At 69.2% G+C, this 18,426-nt stretch carries 17 protein-coding genes; 9 read left to right on the top strand and 8 right to left on the bottom strand.

Annotation, left to right across the window (positions count from 1 at the left end; genetic code table 11):
- Positions 1-2 precede the first annotated feature (2 nt).
- From ACFY0K_RS44190 to ACFY0K_RS44180, 3 genes are all read left to right on the top strand, one after another.
- The gene (locus ACFY0K_RS44190; protein WP_390644692.1) at positions 3-476 is read left to right on the top strand and encodes a hypothetical protein; all 474 of its coding nucleotides are present in this window, start codon (positions 3-5) and stop codon (positions 474-476) included.
- A 34-nt stretch (positions 477-510) separates the two neighbouring features.
- Positions 511-1,245 (top strand): hypothetical protein, encoded by a 735-nt coding sequence (locus tag ACFY0K_RS44185; protein WP_390644691.1) that lies wholly within the window; start codon positions 511-513, stop codon positions 1,243-1,245.
- Between the two features lie 191 nt (positions 1,246-1,436).
- A complete protein-coding gene (locus ACFY0K_RS44180; protein WP_390644690.1) occupies positions 1,437-1,907 on the top strand; it encodes a hypothetical protein in 471 nt (156 codons plus the stop codon).
- A 250-nt stretch (positions 1,908-2,157) separates the two neighbouring features.
- On the opposite strand, the gene ACFY0K_RS44175 is transcribed toward ACFY0K_RS44180, so the two are convergent.
- The 3 genes from ACFY0K_RS44175 to ACFY0K_RS44165 form a co-directional block, all read right to left on the bottom strand.
- Positions 2,158-4,773: a LamG-like jellyroll fold domain-containing protein gene (locus tag ACFY0K_RS44175; RefSeq protein ID WP_390644689.1), complete on the bottom strand. Its 2,616-nt coding sequence runs from the start codon at positions 4,771-4,773 to the stop codon at positions 2,158-2,160.
- A 258-nt stretch (positions 4,774-5,031) separates the two neighbouring features.
- Entirely contained in the window at positions 5,032-5,409 is a 378-nt protein-coding gene (locus ACFY0K_RS44170; RefSeq protein ID WP_390644688.1) for a hypothetical protein, read from the bottom strand.
- Between the two features lie 247 nt (positions 5,410-5,656).
- Positions 5,657-6,292: a GntR family transcriptional regulator gene (locus ACFY0K_RS44165; protein ID WP_390644687.1), complete on the bottom strand. Its 636-nt coding sequence runs from the start codon at positions 6,290-6,292 to the stop codon at positions 5,657-5,659.
- Positions 6,293-6,719: 427 nt separating this feature from the next.
- On the opposite strand from ACFY0K_RS44165, the gene ACFY0K_RS44160 reads away from it, so the two are divergent.
- A complete protein-coding gene (locus ACFY0K_RS44160; protein ID WP_351961666.1) occupies positions 6,720-7,271 on the top strand; it encodes a hypothetical protein in 552 nt (183 codons plus the stop codon).
- 14 nt (positions 7,272-7,285) lie between these two features.
- Positions 7,286-9,547, top strand: coding sequence for a WD40 repeat domain-containing protein (locus ACFY0K_RS44155; protein WP_390644686.1), 2,262 nt, complete (start codon positions 7,286-7,288; stop codon positions 9,545-9,547).
- A gap of 504 nt (positions 9,548-10,051) precedes the next feature.
- Here ACFY0K_RS44155 and ACFY0K_RS44150 read toward each other — a convergent pair.
- Positions 10,052-11,170, bottom strand: coding sequence for a fatty acid desaturase family protein (locus ACFY0K_RS44150; RefSeq protein WP_390644685.1), 1,119 nt, complete (start codon positions 11,168-11,170; stop codon positions 10,052-10,054).
- A gap of 7 nt (positions 11,171-11,177) precedes the next feature.
- Positions 11,178-12,233, bottom strand: coding sequence for a ferredoxin reductase (locus tag ACFY0K_RS44145; protein ID WP_390644684.1), 1,056 nt, complete (start codon positions 12,231-12,233; stop codon positions 11,178-11,180).
- 86 nt (positions 12,234-12,319) lie between these two features.
- Here ACFY0K_RS44145 and ACFY0K_RS44140 point away from each other — a divergent pair, with 86 nt between their 5' ends.
- Both ACFY0K_RS44140 and ACFY0K_RS44135 read left to right on the top strand, forming a co-directional pair.
- Entirely contained in the window at positions 12,320-13,459 is a 1,140-nt protein-coding gene (locus ACFY0K_RS44140) for a PucR family transcriptional regulator (protein ID WP_390644683.1), read from the top strand.
- Positions 13,460-13,629: 170 nt separating this feature from the next.
- On the top strand, positions 13,630-14,505 hold the full coding sequence (locus tag ACFY0K_RS44135; RefSeq protein WP_390644682.1) for a recombinase family protein: 876 nt from the start codon (positions 13,630-13,632) through the stop codon (positions 14,503-14,505).
- A gap of 457 nt (positions 14,506-14,962) precedes the next feature.
- Here ACFY0K_RS44135 and ACFY0K_RS44130 read toward each other — a convergent pair whose 3' ends face one another.
- Entirely contained in the window at positions 14,963-15,601 is a 639-nt protein-coding gene (locus tag ACFY0K_RS44130) for a hypothetical protein (RefSeq protein WP_390644681.1), read from the bottom strand.
- Between the two features lie 294 nt (positions 15,602-15,895).
- Between ACFY0K_RS44130 and ACFY0K_RS44125 the strand changes: the two genes are divergently transcribed.
- Positions 15,896-16,411: a hypothetical protein gene (locus ACFY0K_RS44125; RefSeq protein WP_390644680.1), complete on the top strand. Its 516-nt coding sequence runs from the start codon at positions 15,896-15,898 to the stop codon at positions 16,409-16,411.
- Between the two features lie 249 nt (positions 16,412-16,660).
- Here ACFY0K_RS44125 and ACFY0K_RS44120 read toward each other — a convergent pair whose 3' ends face one another.
- Together ACFY0K_RS44120 and ACFY0K_RS44115 are read right to left on the bottom strand one after the other, a co-directional pair.
- Entirely contained in the window at positions 16,661-16,966 is a 306-nt protein-coding gene (locus ACFY0K_RS44120) for a hypothetical protein (RefSeq protein WP_390644679.1), read from the bottom strand.
- 142 nt (positions 16,967-17,108) lie between these two features.
- Positions 17,109-17,786, bottom strand: a complete 678-nt coding sequence (locus ACFY0K_RS44115; protein ID WP_390644678.1) for an AbiV family abortive infection protein — start codon at positions 17,784-17,786, stop codon at positions 17,109-17,111.
- Positions 17,787-18,073: 287 nt separating this feature from the next.
- Between ACFY0K_RS44115 and ACFY0K_RS44110 the strand changes: the two genes are divergently transcribed.
- The coding region (locus ACFY0K_RS44110) for a transposase (RefSeq protein WP_390644677.1) at positions 18,074-18,426 on the top strand (353 nt) is incomplete at its 3' end.

Genomic DNA, 18,426 nt, shown 5'->3' with positions numbered 1-18,426 from the left:
ACATGAGGCTGCTGTCGGCGGGGCTCGTCGCCGCGACCGTGCTGACGACCGTGCTGTGTGTCTGGCTGGGCCTGAAGCTGTCCGACCAGCGCGCGGCGGAACAGCGCCGTCAGGACATCCTGGCGGCGGCCCGCCAGTCGGCGCTGAACTTCACCTCGCTCGACTACCGGCACTACGACCGGGACAGCGGCGATGTGCTCAAGGGCGCCACCGGCGAGTTCAAGAAGGAGTTCGCCGCGCAGACCGCACAGCTGACGAAGCTGGTTGCGCAGAACAAGTCGGTGTCCGAGGGACAGGTCCTGGACGCGGGCATCGTGCGGTCCGACGCGCGCTCGGCCCGGGTCCTGGTCGTGGCCGACAGCAAGGTGACCAACAGCGCCGCGCCCGAGGGGCAGGCGCGCACCTACCGGCTCCAGCTCGACCTCTCGCGCGTGGACGGCCGCTGGCTGACCTCCGACGTCGCGTTCGTGGGCTGACCCGCCCGTGAGGCCATCGATGAGAAGAGACACCATGGCGAAACCGACCTCCCGCACCGGCTCACCGGCCCGCCGCACCATGACCGCGGCCGCCCGCGCGGCGGCCAAGCGCGCCGAGCGCGGTGCCTGCCAGGAAGAGCAGACTCTCTCCGGGCGCACCCTGCTCATCGAACCTCCGGCGAACGGCTGGGAGGACCCGCCGGAGCCCGAGTCGCCCGAGTCGCCCGAGGTGGAGCAGCCGGAGGACGGCGCGCCCCCGCGCAAGGCCGGGCGGAACGTGCTCACCGCGGTGCTGGGCGTCGTCCTCGTGGCGGCCCTGGTCGCGGCCGCCGTACTCGGGTGGCAGTACCGGCAGGGGCGGCAGGCGGAACAGGCCCGCGGCGAGGCCCTCGCGGCCGCTCGGCAGGCGGCGCCGGTCGTGCTGTCGTACGACTACCGGCACCTGGACCGGGACTTCTCCCGGGCCCGCGCCCTGCTGACCGGGCACTTCCGCGACCAGTACGGCAAGACCACGAAGGCGGTGGTCGCGCCGACCGCGACGAAGTACCACGGCGTGGTGAAGGCGACCGTCGCCACACCCGCCGACGGCGGCGCCCCGGCGGTCTCCGTCGTGTCGGCCACACCGGACCGGGCCGTCGTCCTGCTCTTCGTCAACCAGGTCACCAGCAGCACCCAGGTCCCGGAGCCCCGGCTGGACCTGAACCGGGTGCGTATGACGCTCACCCGCACCTCCGACGGTTGGAAGGTGAGCGGCGTCGACGCCCTCTGACCGCGGTGCGCGGAAAGGATCGACCGGTGGTACGGCGGGGCTGCCACGGCCGCCGCGAGGGCAGATGCAGCGGTTGTTCGAGTGGACAGGCGGATGGCCCCTCGTTGGGTGACGGCTGCGGCAGTGCTGGTGGCGGCGGGAACGGCCTGCCTGCCGAAACAGGACCGGCCGCGGCCACCGACCATGACACCGTGGTCGACTGCGAGCACAACCCCAACGCCCTGCAGCTCGCGCTCTTCAATCCGCAGGCTGGGGCGACGCTGCAGATCAAAGGTGTCTGCTTCGGCAACTTCGTCATCAACACCGACCTGAAATTGATCGGCCTGGGCAACGCCGTTCTCGACGGCCATGATGCGGGCACTACGGTGACGTTCAACAACGCCCGCGTCGAGCTGAGGAACCTGACCATCCTCCACGGCAGGGCCGGCAGCGATGCGGTTCCTGCTGGACGGCGTGTTCCGACGCAGCTCTTGACACAGTCCGGGCTCCCCTCCATCCGTCTCACCGACCACGAGGCCGACCTCAACGCATCGACAGCTCCACCATCACCGGCCTCCGCCGTCGAGTACCGACGCACCGAATCAATTTCCATGATCTTCGACCCGCCCGCCCGGACCCTGACCGCAGACACCCCACGACGAGAAAGGAGCGCCATCGGCTGACCGGCGCCGCAGCGGCACACACAAGCGCATGTGCCAGGAAGTCATAGGCCGCCGATACGACAGAACACCCGCGCCCGGCCGGGAGCCGGAGGCGGGTGTCGGTCTGCCCTGCCCGTGAAACGGGACTCGGGGGGCAATGGTGTCCGAGGGGGGAGTTGACCGTTGACGGTACGGCCGTGGTGACGCAAGGCAAGCGCTGCTTCTGAAACCGACGTGCGCCGAGAAGCAGAGGTGGTCGGGCAGTGACCGATCAGGTCAGGACGAGTTCCAGTACGGTGACCGAGAGCGGCGGCACGGTGCTGGTGAAGGACGCTGCCGCGCCGGTCACGGTGCTCGTCCTGGGCACCAACGTGTCGGGGTCTGTGAGCGTGTTGGTCGTGGCGCGCGAGGGGCCGGTCAGGACCGTTGCGGTGGCACGCCTCTTGACCCCCTTCAGCAGCCCCTTCAGCTCGACCGGCACGTTCACCTTCTCCGTCCCGGAGTTGACGACCGCCAGGTAAAGGCGGTTCCTGGAACGGGTGGCCACAGTGGCCAGGCCGGGCAGCGCCCGCGCGGTGGCCGGCAGCACCGTGTTGCCGACCCTGCTCGTCAGCATGTGCTGTGCCCAGTAGCTGGGCGACACGTAGCTGGTCAGGTTGTCGTAGGCGATCAGGTTGGTGGCCCAGACGTTGTTCTCGACGTGGGAGAAGAGCGGCGCGTAGCACTCCATGAGGACCTGGTCCGAGTTGCGGATCAGGCCGGCCAGCCAAGCGGCGTCGCCGAGCGCCGCGTTGAGGTCGGGTGTGGGGCGGCCCTCCTGCGCGGCCCACTCTCCGACGAATACCTTGGTCGAATTGCGGTCCCGGTTGTCGTACTTGTGGGTGGAGGCCTGGGCAGCGGACGGCGCGAGGTAGTAGTGCTCGTCGATCAGGTCCGGGGTGCGGCTCGTCACGGACGTCGTGGCGATCAGCTTCAGCTGCGGGTACTTCGCCTTGATCGCGTCGTAGAAGGCAGCGAACCGCTCGTTGTAGGACCCGGAGGAGTCGAACCAGTCCTCGTTGCCGATCTCCACGAACTCCAGCGGGAACGGCTCCGGATGTCCGTCGGCGGCACGTTGTGCGCCCCAGGCGCTGGTGACAGGACCGGTGACGTACTCGATCTCGTCGAGTGCGTCCTGGACGAACGGCCCCAGCGCGTCGCCGGTGACGTGTTCGCCCTTGAGCGAGTAGCCGGCGTAGACGGCGAGGACCGGCTGGGCGTGCATGTCCTCGACCCATTGCAGGTATTCGAGGAGTCCGAGGCCGTCCGTGGACCAGTAGCCCCAGGCGTCGTCCATGTGGCCGGGGCGCTCCCAGGCCGGACCGATGGTGTTCTTCCAGTTGAACCGTGTCGCAACGGTGTTGCCTTCGACGAAGTTTCCGCCGGGGAAGCGCAGGAACTTCGGCTTCAGAGCGACCAGTTTGTCCATCAGGTCGATACGCAGGCCGTTGGGCCGGTTGTTGTACGTGGGCGGGAAGAGGGACACGTGCTGGAGCCACAGGGTCTCGCCCGCCGCCTCGGCGTCGGCCGTGGTGACGGTCAGCCTTGCGTCACCGACCACGGGGGTACGCGAACTGGTGCGCAGGGTCAACTCGAACGGGCGATCTGGGAAGACGGTGCCGATGTGGGGCACGTGGGCGGATGCGTACACCGTCGCGCCGTCCGCCGACTCGATGGCCACCGTGAGCGGACCGATGCGTCGCGAAGCCTTGGCGAACAGACGGGCGGTGTAAGTGGTTCTGGGCCGCACGGGTATCCCCCAGAAGCCGTCGTTGGCGACACCGGCCCGGTTTCCGGCGCCGGTGCTGCCGGCCAGCACCACCTTGAGGGAACGGTCGAGTGCGGCGTTGAGCGGGGCGGCGGTGTCGAGGGCGAGGGTCGTTCCGCCGACGGCGGACCAGTGGACGGGCGACGTGTCGCTGGCCATCATCGAGCGGTTCTGCACCAGCTCCGCGTAGATGCCGCCCTCGCCGGAGTGGTTGATTTCCTCGAACATCAGGCCCGGAAGGATCGGCGACACGGCATGCGCGGGGGTGCCGACGTCCACGCTCAGCAGCGGCGTCGTGGTCTCCACCGGGACGCCGGCCAGTGCCGCGATCTGGGCGGAGGTGAGGACGGACGGGAACATCCACACGTCGTCGATCAGGCCGTGCCACTGGTCGACCTGCCCACCGCCGTAGAGCGCACGGCCGATGGCGGTGTCTCCGCTGCCGGCCCAGCCCGCGGCATAGGCGGTCTCCCCCTCCAGAACGCCGTTGACGTAGAGGCGAATGACACCGGCGGTCGGGTCGCTGACGCCGACCAGGTGGGTCCAGGTGCCGGTGGTGGGCGCTGAAGCGGCGGCCGCCACCGCGGCACTCTGAGTGGCGTCCGAGTCGAGCCGGGCGAAGGCGAAGGTGCCGGTGTCGTCGCGCAGCCCCAGGTAGAAGGCGCTGACGACCTTGCCGTCGATGCTGACGGCGGTCTGGTAACCGCCGAGTTGAGCGAGGTTGACCCAGGCGCCCACCGAGAACGCCTGGGAGGTGTCGAGGGCCGGCCCGGACGCCGTGGCGTTGCCGCCCGCCTTGAGGCTCAGGCTGTGGGGGCCGACCTTGCCGGTGTCCCAGCCGGCCGCGCCCTGGATCGCCGCGGTGCGACCGTTGCCGGAGGAGTCTGCGGCCAAGGTGCCGGAGCCTTCGTCGAAGGTCCAGTGGGCGGCTGCGGCGGGGAGGTCCGCGGCAGTGGCGCTCGGGGCTGTGCCGGTGAGTTCGGCGGCCCCGGCGGGACCGGCGGCGAAGGTCCCGGCGAGGGAGGCGGCGCCCAGGACGGTGAGGACAGTTCTGCGCGGCACTCCGGATTCTGCAGGCATGCGGCTCATTCCTTTGTGACAGACCGTTGCGTTGCGTACCGGCCGGAACAGGGCAGCCCGTCGAAGCCGCCAACCGACCTTGTTCGGTATCTCGTACAGCGATCGGTACTTCGAGCAGCAGTGATCTTAAGGTGTCGTCGAGGTCCGTCAATACCCCTCGTACGACTTGCGGGGACACGGGAGCTTGAAGCCGTCGACGCACTTCCCCGCTGCGTCGGCATTGCCGCTCATCGGCGACCTGCCGCGTCCGCCGGCTCCTCAGGCACTCACCTCGCAGCTCACCGACGGTAGCCCCCACAGCTCCAGCCTGCCGCTGACCAGGTCCGCCATGAACTGGGCCACCCCGCCGTCGTAGTGCCACCAGGCACCGTTGCGTGAGGCAACCGTGACCGTCCACTCCTCCGGCCCTTCCCCACCGGTGCTCCACAGGAAGATGTCACCCTCGTTCGGCGTCGACCACGGCAGCAGGCCGCCCGGCGCGGGATACGTGTGCATGGGGACGGTCAGGTTGGCGTACCCGAGCCACTCGTCGATGATGTCGAGCTCCTCGTGTGCGCCTTTCGGCCAGAGATGCTCATGGCCGGGGTCAGGCCCTCCGAAGGCCATGAAGTTGCCGAGTTCGAGCGCCGGAAACAACTCGCATAGCAGTGCTTGTAGTCGGCCGGCAAGGCCAGACCCAAGTTCGCTTCCAGCAGTACCCCGTGCCCCGCAGACTTCCAGAACTCGGGGTCGAGCGAGCCTCGTCCGTGCCTCGAGATGCAGGGTGTACCTCCTGCCCGGACCAGCGCACGGCGAGGTTGCCGGCGGGGCATATCCTCTCGCGCAGGCGCACCACCCCGCCTCGGCCGGTCTCCAAGCAGCCCTGACCCTTCACCTGGCCACGTCAGCCTGAGGATGAAAGCGGTTCACGGTCGGCGAAGGCGCGCAGCAGTTGCCGTTCGGCGTCGACGAGGTAGACCGACAGCAGGAGTTCTGCCTGCTGGGCGTCCCGGGCCTCCAGGGCTGCCGAGAGTTCACGGTTGCGGATGAGGCAGGGCGCGTGGAAGCGCCGCAGGTCGCCCATGGCATGGAAGGCCAGGCGCAGTTCGGCGTGGATGCGGAGCATGAAGTCCGCCAGTCGTGGTGATTCGGCCAGCCGTACGATGCCGTGGTGGAAATGCAGATCGGCGGTGGCGACATGGGGCCGGCGCTGCTCGGCTGCCGCCCGCTCGCCCTCCTCCACGGATGCGCGGATCTCCTCGATCACCCGGTCGGGGGCGCCGGCCACCTCCCGCACGGCCGCGCCCTCCACGAGTCGGCGCAGCCGGTACAGCTGTGCCACGTCGTCGCCGTCCAAGGTGCGTACGAATACGCCGCGGTTCAACTCGTGAACCAGCAGCCGCTCATGGGTCAGCAGCCAAAAGGCCTCACGCAAGGTGTTGCGGGACACGCCCAAGGCCGCCCCCACGACTTCCTCGGACAACCGTGTTCCGGGCGGGATATCACCCTCGGTCTCTCGTCGGCGTAGCACACCGGCCACCCGCTCAGCGGTGCTGCCGCGACCGAGCTGGTCTTGGTCCCTCTCCAGTCCGGCAACCCACGAGCCGAGTGCGCTGTGCCCATCCGTCTTCCTCGACCGTCACCGGATCCGCTGAGTGCCTCGAATGCTCGTTGAACAAAACCTGCCCCCATCTGCCCAGTTGGGGATTCCAGGGCGGAGGGATGCCTACGTCCGCAGGGATGACCTCTTGTAGGATCGTTGAACGATCTCTACTTTGTGGAGTCGAAGCCTCGTGCGGTGGCTGCCGGGGACCATGCGGGTTGCGTGGAGGACGGGTATGGGCACGGACGAAGAGGACGCCGTACGAAGCCCGTCGGGCCCACGGCTCCCCACGGCAGGAGCGTTCATCCGACGGCTGGGTCCCGCTGCGGCAAGCGTCGGGGGCGCGTGCGGGTTGTGGGCGATCGTGCGCCTGATCGCACGTACCTCCTTCTTCAGCCAGGCCGAGTGGATGGACCTCCTGGGCGTGCTGGTGCTCCTGGGTGCCTGCTTGCTTCCTGGCGTCTGCCGCTTGGGCCTGCGGTGGGTCCTGGGCGTGCTGTGTCTGCTGGCGGCTTTGGTCCTGCAGAGGTCCGAGCTGGACCAGCAGGAGTTGCACCAGCACGGGCGCACCGAACACGTCACGGTCCTGGGGGTCCAGGCAGCCGAGGACGGCATGAGCGGTGGGAGTACCGAGACCTACACCGTCTCCGTCCTCGACGGCCCACCGTTGGCCCCGATCCAGGGGGGCACCCTCGTCGGCTGGCACTGGGTGGTGGGTGGCACCTACATGGTGACCGTCGACACCCGGGGGTTGGCCCCGGCCGAGCGGGGAAGCGCCCCCGGCCCCGCGGTGGTCCAGCAGGTTCTCCAGGTCCCGCTCGTGCTCGGTCTGGCGTGGGCCCTGTGGCGAGGGGTGCGTCTTCGCCTGCGCCGCAGCCGCCCGGCTGAGCCGCGCCTTGAGGGGCTGATGCGCTGATGGGGGGCGATGGCATGCACGGCTGGTCCGATGGCCTGGGCGTCGAGGGCGCTGACGCCGAATCCGCCGGTGCGGAAGCCAAGTTCCTCGATCCGGCATTCCTGGTACACGCCGACCCCGAGGCGGTGCTCGAACTGTTGGCAGCAGCCACTGGGCCCGCCGGGCGGTTGGCGGCAGCGGTGTACCGGGCATCGGCGCATCTGCACCGGCAGGCGGGTCCGGGGGTGCGTCGGCAGATGCTGGCGCTGGACGCCGCCCGCTACGGGGCTCCGGGCCTGTCGGCGCGGATCAGCGCCGTGCCGGTCGACGACGGTGCGGACAGACGATGGGAGGTGGCCTGGGCCACCGGCAGCACGGTCGACCACCGGTTCCGTCAGGCTCTGATCGGCCACACCGAGCGCGTGCGCGGGGTGGCGACGGGGATCGTCGGGGGGCGCCCGATCGCCGTCACCTGCAGCAGCTACGACCGCACGGTGCGGGTGTGGGACCTGGCCGCCGGGAGTCCCGTCGGCGAACTCCTCACCGGCCTGGACGGCGAGGTGTGCGCGGTGGCGACGGCTGTGGTGCGGGACTGCCCGGTTGTCTTCGGAGGCAGCCGGGACGGGACCGTACGGCTCTGGGACCTGACCACCGGACGCCCCGTCAGCACACCCCTCACCGGCCACACCGCAGTCGTCACAGCGGTGGCGACGGTGGTGTCCGACGGGTGCCCGCTCGGCATGAGCAGCAGCCGGGACGGGACCGTGCGGGTGTGGGACCTGACCAACGGCCGGCCCGTCGGCAAGCCCCTCAGCGGCCGCGACGGCCCGGTGGAGGCGCTGGCGGCGGGGGGCGTGGACGGCCGCCCGGTCGCCGTCGCCGGCACCTGGGAGGGGACGGTGCGGGTGTGGGACCCGGCCACCGGCCACCCGGTCGGCGAACCGCTCACCGGTCACAGCTCAGGGGTGCGGGCCCTGGCCACCGCGGTGGTGGACGGTCGTCCGGTGGCTGTCAGCGGCAGCCATGACGGGACGGTGCGGGTGTGGGACCTGACCACCGGGCGCCTGCGCGGCGAACCCCTCACCGGCGCCCCCGACGGGGTGCAGGCACTGGCCACCGGGACGGTGCAGGGCCGTCCTGTCGCGGTCGGCGGTGGCCAGGCCGGGATGGTGCGGGTGTGGGACCTGACCACCGGCCGCCCCATCGGCAGACCGCTGGCCGGCCATGTCGACGGGGTGTGGGCGGCGGCCACCGCGGAGGTGAACGGTCGTCAGGTCGCTCTCACCGGCGGCAACGAGGACGGAGAAGTGCGCGTCTGGGACCTGTCACCCGGCCGCCCCGTCGGCGCCCCCCGCATCGGCCACACCGACCACGGGCGAGCCGTGGCCGAGGCGGTGGTGGACGGCCGCCCGGTCGCGGTCACCAGCAGCCGGGACGCGACCGTGCGGGTCTGGGACCTGGCCACCGGTCGGCCCGCCGCCGCACCCGTCACCGGCTCCTTCATCGTGGAGGCGCTGGCCACCGCCGTGGTGGACGACCGCACGGTCGTCCTCACCAGTGGCTGGGAAGGAACGGTGCGGGTGTGGGACCTGGCCACCGGCGCGCCCTTGGGGCAACCCCTCGTCGGCCACACCGGGCCGGTGTGGTCACTGGCGACGGCGGTGCTGGCCGGGACCCCGGTGGCCGTCGCCGGCGGACACGACGGAACGATCTGGGTGTGGGACCTGACCACCACCCGCCCCGTCGGCGAGCCCCTCACCGGCCACTACGGCCTGGTGGGGTCGGTGGCGACCGCAGTGGTGCGAGGTCGCCCGGTCGCGGTCACCGGAAGTTGGGACACGACGGTGCGGGTCTGGGACCTGACCACTGGACGCCCGGTCGGCGATCCGCTGACCGGCCGCATCGGCTTGGTCAGGGCGATGGGAACGGCGGTGGCGACCGCGGTGGTGGACAGTGGCCCGGTCGCCGTTACCGGAAGCAGGGACGGGACGGTGCGCGTGTGGGACCTGACTACCGGGCGCCCCGTCGGCGCCCCCCACATCAGCCACACCGAAGAGGTGCGGGCGGTGGCGACGGGAGTGGCGGACGGCCGTCCGATCGCCGCCAGCGGCAGCCGGAACGGGACGGTGCGGGTGTGGGACCTGACCACCGGCCGCCCGACCGGACATCCCTTGGTGTTCCCCGCGCCCGTCCATGCGGTGAAACTCACCCCGGACGGCCGACTGCTGGTGGGCTTCGGCTGGGAGGTCGCGGTCCTGACCCCGGTCACGCGGCCCCGCAGCGGGACGACGACCTGAACGCGATGCACCGCCGGATACATCGCCGCACCGCAGGTGCCCGAGCGTGAGCAGGGCCTGGCGGCCTGTGGACAGGCGTCACCATCGACTGCCGATCTCACGACGGCGCCGGCGCAGGTGACGCGCGAGGAGCCGCAGGCTCGAACCGGACAGGTCGATCCCGGACGGGCAGACAAGCACGAAGGCTCCTGGTCGCCAACGGGTGATCTTGGTCGTGAACCCGTCTGCCAGGAGCTTCACTTCGTTGTACCGCCCTCCGCGTCCAACCCGGCGTACACCTCACGAGGTTGGAAAGGCTCCTTGTACAGCATGGACGCGATCACCCGGCCATGCTCCAAGCTGACCGGCCGTCACGGCGCCGACCTGCGGCACGAAGAACAAGACACCTCCGGATCCCTCCCGTGTCGTACGGTCTGACGTCGAGGTCGCCCACCGTCCGCACCGGATCTCACCGAGCCCGGCGGTGCCGCCGGTACGGCTGAAAGATCTGAACCAGTCCCGGGATCAGGCCGCGACGAGCTCCTGTTCCCGGTCCGGCGTCTTGACCTCGGGCTTCTTGTTCGGCAGCGAGAGCCGAAAGACCTTGCGCCACGCGGAGAACACCTGCTTGGGCAGCGGCCCGGTGACGTACTCCAGCTCGTACTTTTCGAACAGCGCGCGCACCTTCACCGCGACCTCGGCGTACCGGTTGCTCGGCAGGTCCGGGAACAGGTGGTGCTCGATCTGGTGCGACAGGTTGCCGGTCATGAAGTGCATGGCCCTGCTGCCGCTGATGTTCGCCGAGCCCATCATCTGGCGCAGGTACCACTGGCCGCGCGTCTCGCCCTTGATCGACCTGCGTTCGAAGACCTGCACGCCCTCCGGGAAATGCCCGCACATGATCACCGAGTGGGACCAGATGTTGCGGACCAGGTTCGCGGTGAACGTGGCGGCGAGCGTGGTGAGGCACGACGGGCCCGACAGCAGCGGGTGGATCACGTAGTCCTTGAGCACCTGCTTGCGGATCTTGCGGCCCACGGCCCTGGCCCGCGCGCGGAACTCCGGGTCCTTGCGGCGGCGCTTGTGCAGGTTCTTGCCGAGCTCCAGGTCGTACGCCGCGATGCCGTACTCGAAGAAGCAGGCGTTGACGAAGTTCCACAGCGGCTGGCCGAGGTGGAACGGGTGCCACTTCTGGTCCTCGTCGACGCGCATGATGCCGTAGCCGAGGTCGTTGTCCTTGCCGATCACGTTGGTGTAGGTGTGGTGCAGCTCGTTGTGCGAGTGCTTCCACTGGTCGGCCGGTGAGACGTGGTCCCACTCCCAGGTGGTGGAGTGGATCTTCGGGTCCCGCATCCAGTCCCACTGGCCGTGCAGGACGTTGTGGCCGATCTCCATGTTGTCCATGATCTTCGCCACGGACAGCCCGGCGGTGCCGAGCAGCCACGCGGGCGGGAAGATCGAGAACAGCAGCACGCCCCTGCTGACCAGCTCGAGCTTGCGCTGCGCCGAGATGACCTTACGGATGTAGGCGGCGTCCTTCTCGCCGCGGCCGGCGATCACCTCGTCGCGGATCGAGTCCAGCTCGCGGCCGAGCTCCTCGATCTGCTCCGCGGTCAGGTGGGCGGTGGGGTCGATGGCGGTCAAGGTGCTCCTACCGTTCGATGTCGCAGGGGCCCGCCGCGGCGGACACGCAGGTCTGGATGAGGACGCCCGGCTCGGCCTCGGTGATCTCACCGGTGCGCAGGTCGCGGACGGCGCCCGACTTGAGCGGCGTGACGCAGCCGAAGCAGATGCCCATGCGGCACCCGGAGGGCATGAGCACGCCGGCCTCCTCGCCGATGTCCAGCAACGGCGTGGCGCCGTCCGCGTCGACTGTCTTGCCGGTGGCGCTGAACGTGACCTCGCCGCCGTCGCCGGCGACGACGATGCCGGGGCGGAAGCGTTCGGTGTGCAGGCGCTCTTGGACTCCGTGCTCGGTCCAGTGCTCTTCGGCGGCGTCGAGCAGGCCCGCGGGCCCGCAGGCCCAGGTCTCGCGCTCGGCCCAGTCGGGCACGAGTTCGTCGAGACGGGCGATGTCGAGCATGCCGTCCGTGTCGGTATGCACCTCGGTGAGCCGCAGCTTCTTGTCCGCGACCAGGTCGTGCAGTTCGTTGCGGAAGATCACGTCTTGTGGCCGTGGCGCGCAGTGGACCATGACGACGTCGTCGAACTCGGTGTCGCGCAGCATGCCCATCACGGGCGTGATGCCGCTGCCGGCCGTCAGATAGAGCACCTTGGCCGGCTTGGCCTGCGGCAGCACGAAGTCACCGGTCGCCTGGTCGAGCTGGATCAGTGTGCCCGGAGTCGCCCTGAGGACCAGGTGGTTGCTGACCTTGCCGTCCGGGATCGCCTTCACGGTGATCGTGACGCGGCCGTCCTGGCGGTTCGTCGGCGAGGTGATGGAGTAGGCGCGCCACAGGCGCACCCCGTCGACGTCAACCCCGATCCGCACGTACTGACCGGCTGTGTGGCCGCGCCATCCCCGTCCCGGTCTGATCACGATGGTCGCGGCGTCACCCGTCTCGGGGTGCACGGCCTCGATGCGCCCGCGCAGGTCGGCGCCCGCACGCAGCGGACTGACCAGGTCGAGGTAGTCCGACGGCAGCAGCGGCGTCGTGGCCATCTCCAGCAGTTTCCACGCCCTGCTGCGGAGGGCTGTACTCGTCATGGCTCCAGCTTGCTGTGCCTCAGGGCGTAAGGTCCTGACCGCAGGACGTAAATCTGTACGGCAGAATTGTTCGCAGGGAATAAAACGTGAACCATGTGATCCGGAGGGTCAGCGAACTGGCTCTGGATGAGACGACGGTCACCGTTCTTCGGGCTGGGCTGAAGGCCACCGCCGACGAGGTCGTCCAGGCGATCATCGACGAGGTCCCTCCCTATGCCAACGCCCTTACGGGCCACATGGGCGCCACCATCCGCCGAGCCGTCCGCACCGCCCTGGGGCACTATCTGGACCTCGCCAGCGGGAACGCCACGGGCGGCGACGGCGGTGACGCGGCCTACGAGCTGGGCCGCGGCGAGGTGCGCGACGGCCGTTCGATGGACGCCCTGCTCAGCGCCTACCGCGTCGGCGCCCGTGTGGCCTGGCGCTGCCTGGCTGCGGGTGCCGTACCCGCAGGCCTGCCCGCCGCCGAGGTCGCCAAGTTCGCCGAACTGACCTTCGCCTACATCGACGAGCTCTCCGCGGCGAGCGCCGCGGGCCACGCCGACGAACTGGCCGCCCGGGGCAGGGATCACGAGCGTCACCTGGAGCACCTGGCCCGCGACCTCCTCGCCGGAGCGAGCCCGGACGTGCTGCTGGCCTCTGCTCAACGGGCCGGGTGGCAGCCTCCGGTTTCGCTGACGGCGGTCCTGCTGCCGGGCGCCCAGGCCCGGCCCGCCTACCGCGCGTTCGACCCCAGCACCCTCGTCCTCGACGATCTGCCGGACGCCACCGGTGTGCTGCTCGTCCCCGATGCCGACCGGTCACATCTCTTGCGGCAGCTGACCGACCGCACCGCCGTGGTCGGCCCGGCCCGGCCATGGACTCGCGCGTCCGCCTCGTACGCACGAGCCCTACGCGCGCGCTCCCTCTCCTCTGATATTCGCGACACCGAGGACCACCTGCCCGAGCTGGTGCTGAGCGCCGACGTGGGCGCGTTCGCAGACCTGCGTGCCCGAGCCCTCACACCGTTGCGGACCCTGCCTGTCGCGACCGCACGGCGACTGGAGGAGACGTTGCGGGCGTGGCTGCTGCACCAGGGCAGACGGGACGAGGTGGCGGCGGCGTTGTTCGTCCATCCCCAGACGGTCCGGTACCGGATGTCGCAGCTGCGGGAGCTGTTTCCGGATCTCGCATCACCGCACCGGGTCCTTGAACTGACGCTGGCGGTCGGTCTCCAGGTCAGCTGACGCGTACGTCGGACCATCAGGACCCGCACACCTCACGGGCCTGGCAACTGCTCGGCGCTCAGGCTCTGGTCTCCGGACATGGACGGATCGTCGCCGAGTTCTTCGACACCGGGCGCAGCCGTACCGTTCCCTGGGCCCGTCGCCCCGAGGCGGCGGCCCTGCTGGCGGCGATGGCCGACCCTGACCGGATTTTCGATGCGGTCGTCATCGGCTCCAGTGAACGTGCCTTCTACGGTAACCAGTTCGCGACCATGGCTCCGCTCTTCGACCACTACGGCATTGAGGTGTGGGTGCCGGAGCTGGGCGGTGCGGTGGATCCGCAGACCGCCGGGCAGGAGGAGCTGATGATCCTGCTCGGCATCCTGTCCAAGCGGGAGATCGCCCGTGCCCGGATCCGGGTGCGGGCCGCGATGACCGTGCAGACCCGCGACCAAGGCCGCTACCTCGGCGGCCGCCCACCCTACGGCTACCGCCTCGTCGATGCCGGCCCGCACCCCAACCGGGCGCTGGCCCGTCGCGGTGTACGCATGCAGCGTCTGGACGTCGACCCCGAGTGCGGGCCGATCGTGTCCTGGATCTTCGCCCAGCGCCTGGCCGGGCACAGCATCGCCCGCACCACACGCGCTCTTAACGACGCCGGTATCCCGTGCCCGGCAGCTGCCGACCCCGTCCGAAACCCGCACCGCAACGGTCAGCGCTGGGTGCTGAACACGGTGCGGTCCATCCTCGCCAATCCCCGCTACACCGGCCGCCAGGTCTGGAACCGCCAGCGCACCGACCACGACCTCGTCGACCCCGCCAACACCACCCTCGGCCACCGCGACGTCCTGCGCTGGAACACCGTGTCTGCGGCCGCCGCATGGAGTCCCACTGGACTCACCACCGGCCTGGCTACCGGTGCCGCCACGGCCACACCAGCGCCACCCGGCCCGACCCCGGTCGCGTTCCCAACGCCTACCTGCGCGAAGACCAGGTCCTGCCGCATCTGCAGGCCCTGCACCTCCGCCTCACCAGCCGCCTGGATCCTCCAGGGCCGGCACCCGTGAGCCGTGACCCGGCGCCGCCGACACCGGCCCAGGCAATAGCCCACCTGCGCAACGAGGAGATCACCCTGACCTACGATCCCGCGACCAGAACCCTGACCGCGGAGACACCCGACACAGAGAGGATCGCCATAAGCGGACCGAAGCCGCCGAAACGCCGATCGAAGGGAGAGTCCAACCCGAGACACCGAAACGACGAACACCCGCCCCGACCGGAGGTCGCAAGCGGGTGCCAATGTCCCCTGCCCCGAAACCGGGCTACGTGGGGCAACTCTGTGTCCGAGGGCGAGTCGACCACTGACGATACGGTCGTGGTGGCGCAGGGGCGGCTCCAGCCACAGGATCTGTCGAAGGGCCCTGTCCCGTCTCACTAAATCAAGTCGCTTTCTCAACGAACCGAGTCGTTCGGGCTTCTACCTCAGCGAACCTAGTCGCGCAGTTCAGCGTGCTGGGCCCCGCCTCAAGCCGTGTCGGCGACGAGGACGATTCCAGATACGCTGGTGTCCGACCCGATCTGCCGGGGATCAAGGCTCGATTCCGCAGCGACGGTCGGCGCGTCGCAGTCGCCCCAAGTAGCTGCCCAACTGCTGGCCAGGTCATCTTCGGGGTCGAGGTCTTCGGGCTTACCTGGGATGCCGAACGCATCCAGAAGGCGGCGTTCGACGCCAAAAGGCTCGCCCAGTGCCAGCTCAGGATATTCGGCGATCCACCGCCTGAGGATGGTGCCGCCTTCGGTGATCAGCCACGCCTCGCCGTCGTTCTGCTCGCTATGGAAGTAGGCCTGAGCTCGTCCAAATTCCGAGCTCAGCTGTTGGCACAGGTCCGTGACGAGGTCGGTGCGCGTCAGATAGGGAAGCCCGCACCACGCCCCGACGATCAAGGTCCATCCCTCGATTGATGGGGTGATCACGACTGTTGAAAATCGCTCCTCGCCGCTGTGCGCAACCTCGTCGATGAGATCGACACCGTCCGCCCAGGTTGTCTCGCGCACGTTCCTGAGGCCAAGTTGCGCGACAAGATCAGCTTGGCTGGCGCCGTGGACCGCGATCCACGAGAGCCAGCATGCACGTATGGCCAAGGGAAAGTGAGAGGTCTCCACGACCGTCACCATAGTCAGGCTGCAAGCAGAACCAGAGAGCCGGACGCCTGGCCCTACAAGATCATCTGAGGCAGGAACCAGGTCGCCTGAGACGGGACAGCCGGGAACCCGTCACACCCCGAATCCTGTCGGCCTGTCTCAACAAACCCAGTCCACGCTTAGCGTTCGGCCGTGCGACGCGCGCCGCTGACCCTGCTGTGCATGAAGTCGGCTTGCAGCTGTGCGCCTGCTTACGCCGACGCAACCCTTGGATTTACTCCTTGACTTCAATCCAAGGGTTGATACCTTGGATTCATGCCAAGCAGTGAGAAGCCTCGCCTCATCCCGACCGGCAAGTGCTGGTGCGGCTGCGGGAAGGACGTCGGCCTGGGCAAGTTCTTCGCCGCCGGCCACGACAAGATCGCCGAAGCAGCGCTCATGGCCCTCAAGTACGACGGATCCGTCGCTCAGCTGCTCCACGCCCACGGCTTCGGCTCGCACCATTCTGTCCGCCACGCCGCCGTTGCCGATCCGGACTGCTCGTGGGAGAAGTGTGCCGACTGCAACTACAGCGGTGCCCCTGCCAGCATCTCCAACCACCGCAAGAAGGATCATCCCGACCGGCATGTCCTCGCCCAGGCGATTCGCGCCCTCGGCGGCACCTGGGATCCGCAGCGTGCCATCAAGGCTCTGGGCGACCACGGTCACGCGTGGGAAGATCAACGAGCAGCGGAGAAACGGGTCCGGCAGATCCTGCGCGACCTGTGCACGGACGGGCTCATCGTCAAAACCGACCCTCAACGGGCTGTCTACGACCTCGTTCAGGAGTAGAGCCAGGCACCCGACGGTACCCATCAGACACAGATTGCCTGGCGCTATGGCAGTCGGCAGACCACCCCTTGGGGCCCCGAAGAGCTCGGCTCAAGGGGGTCAAGGTCTTCGGGTCCCCCTGCGCGTTGTCTGACCGTCAGGCCAGGCGCCCACGCGGGCCCGGGTAGATCCGCATCACGGACTGTCCAGCACCCTTGTGGTACCCACACCGACGACCACCCCTGGACGGGCTGGACGTTCAGCACCGGGTCACTGCTGCGGCGGCTCCGGCGGGCTCGCCGGCGGGTTCTGGGCCGCGGCAATCATGGCGCGAGAGGTCTCGCCGTCCTGGCGGAGCTGCTCGCGCCGGGTCTCCGCCCGCTGGGTCACCAGGTTGTCCAGCGACTGCAGACCGTACTTGACGCCGGCCGCGATGGCGGCCGGCGTCCCGACAGCCGCAGCGATGTCCGCGGCGAGGTTCTTCTCGATGACGGCGGGGGCGCCGCCGGGGTCCACTTCGTTGACGGGTGGCCGGTGCTGCCTGGGGGTGTCCCCGTGGGCATTTGAAGTTGTCATGCCCGGTAAGGGTACCTGCGCCTCCGACACCGCCAGCGTCTCCTACGCATCACTTGGACGCGCTGACGCTCCCCGCTCGCCGCCGCGGCGGCGAAGCCGAGCAGCCGGCCGGTGGGGAACGTGGCGGACAGTCAGATGAACGCTACAGCTGCGGTGTCGTGCCGAGCTGCTCGGCGTCGGCCGACAGCGGATCCGGGCCTGCTGGCAGTGCGGCGCGGGCGTCGGCCGAGGCAACCTGCTCGGCGAGAGCGGTGCCGAGGAGCAGGGCCGGCGGGGGCCCGTCGTCACGGAGGAAGGCTCGCAAGTGAGAGATGAACTCGTCCGGGGACGCCTCGACGTACGTCCCAAGCGCGTCGAAGTCGACCCCCCTCTGCCACTGGCGGAGGAAGTCAAGCAAGTCGTCCGGCTCGGCGGCGGCGGCCTCTGCCGGACCTGACGCGGCAACGGCGTTGGTACGGCGGGCAGACGCGATCACGTCGTCCACCAGCTGTTCGAGGTGGGCTGGCACCTCATCGCCGCCCACGGCCAAGACCAAGTGCGCGAACTCAGCCTTGGTCTGGTGATTGGTGAACGCCTTGGTGAAGTCGGGGCGGAATTCCCCGCGTACCGCGGGGGGCATGGCGAGCATCGTCATGCACAAAGTCGCCTTGCCGACCTCTTCAAGGGCCAGGGCAGCTATGGAGAAGGACGTCGGCCACTGACGCTGATCCAGGACGGCCTGGGCGCTGGTGAGCAGGCCGCGCGCATTTTTGAAAGCCGCGGCCGCGAGTTCGACGACCGTGCGCTCCAACTGGAGGGGGTCGATGGGGAGCTTCGCCATCTGAGAACTGTCGCAGGTGGTGACCCGTCGCAGCACTACCTTTGTTCGCTCGGGCCGCGGGACCTACAACTGCGGGGCTGTGCCGAACCCGGCGCCAGCGTCACTCTGCTCGCGACGATCGTGCTTGGCCTGTTCCACCCATAACACGGCGGATGGCCGCCCGGAAGAGTCGAGCGTTCGCTCCGGTGTCGCGGCTATCGGCATAACTGTGTGGGCTTGATTCGCTTTGACGGACATCAGAGATCAGGGGCTTCGGTCCCGGAAGGATGATGTCCATCATGGAGAGCATGGGGAAGAAGAAGCCTCGCCCTCGCCGCTCGTTCACGCCGGAGTTCAAGGCCGAGATAGTCGAGCTGTGCCGGCGGGGTGACCGCTCGGTCGGTCAGATCGCCAAGGACTTCGACCTGACCGAGACCGCGGTGCGGGACTGGGTCAAGCAGGCAGAGGTCGACGCCGGCGAGCGGGACGGTCTGACCAGCGGCGAACGCGAGGAACTGGCCGCACTGCGGCGGGAGAACCGCAGGCTGCGGGAGGACGTGGAGATCCTCAAGCGGGCCACGGCTTTCTTCGCGTCAATGTCAGGCTGTTGGCGATCGGCGGGTGGACACGGGCCGAAGTCGCCTTTGGTGGTTGGTCCTTG

This window comes from Streptomyces sp. NPDC001507 (assembly GCF_042894765.1).
Classification (GTDB): Bacteria; Actinomycetota; Actinomycetes; order Streptomycetales; family Streptomycetaceae; genus Streptomyces.
Note: the sequence above shows the minus strand (reverse complement) of the source record. Positions and strands in the feature narration are given on the sequence as shown.

What these genes read in the sequence shown, in the direction of transcription:
- ACFY0K_RS44190 (WP_390644692.1), top strand. Translation starts at nt 3, where the DNA reads ATGAGGCTGCTGTCGGCGGGGCTCGTCGCCGCGACCGTGCTGACGACC.
- ACFY0K_RS44185 (WP_390644691.1), top strand. Translation starts at nt 511, where the DNA reads ATGGCGAAACCGACCTCCCGCACCGGCTCACCGGCCCGCCGCACCATG.
- ACFY0K_RS44175 (WP_390644689.1), bottom strand. Translation starts at nt 4,773, where the DNA reads ATGCCTGCAGAATCCGGAGTGCCGCGCAGAACTGTCCTCACCGTCCTG.
- ACFY0K_RS44155 (WP_390644686.1), top strand. Translation starts at nt 7,286, where the DNA reads ATGCACGGCTGGTCCGATGGCCTGGGCGTCGAGGGCGCTGACGCCGAA.
- ACFY0K_RS44145 (WP_390644684.1), bottom strand. Translation starts at nt 12,233, where the DNA reads ATGACGAGTACAGCCCTCCGCAGCAGGGCGTGGAAACTGCTGGAGATG.
- ACFY0K_RS44135 (WP_390644682.1), top strand. Translation starts at nt 13,630, where the DNA reads ATGGCCGACCCTGACCGGATTTTCGATGCGGTCGTCATCGGCTCCAGT.
- ACFY0K_RS44125 (WP_390644680.1), top strand. Translation starts at nt 15,896, where the DNA reads ATGCCAAGCAGTGAGAAGCCTCGCCTCATCCCGACCGGCAAGTGCTGG.
- ACFY0K_RS44120 (WP_390644679.1), bottom strand. Translation starts at nt 16,966, where the DNA reads ATGACAACTTCAAATGCCCACGGGGACACCCCCAGGCAGCACCGGCCA.
- ACFY0K_RS44115 (WP_390644678.1), bottom strand. Translation starts at nt 17,786, where the DNA reads ATGGCGAAGCTCCCCATCGACCCCCTCCAGTTGGAGCGCACGGTCGTC.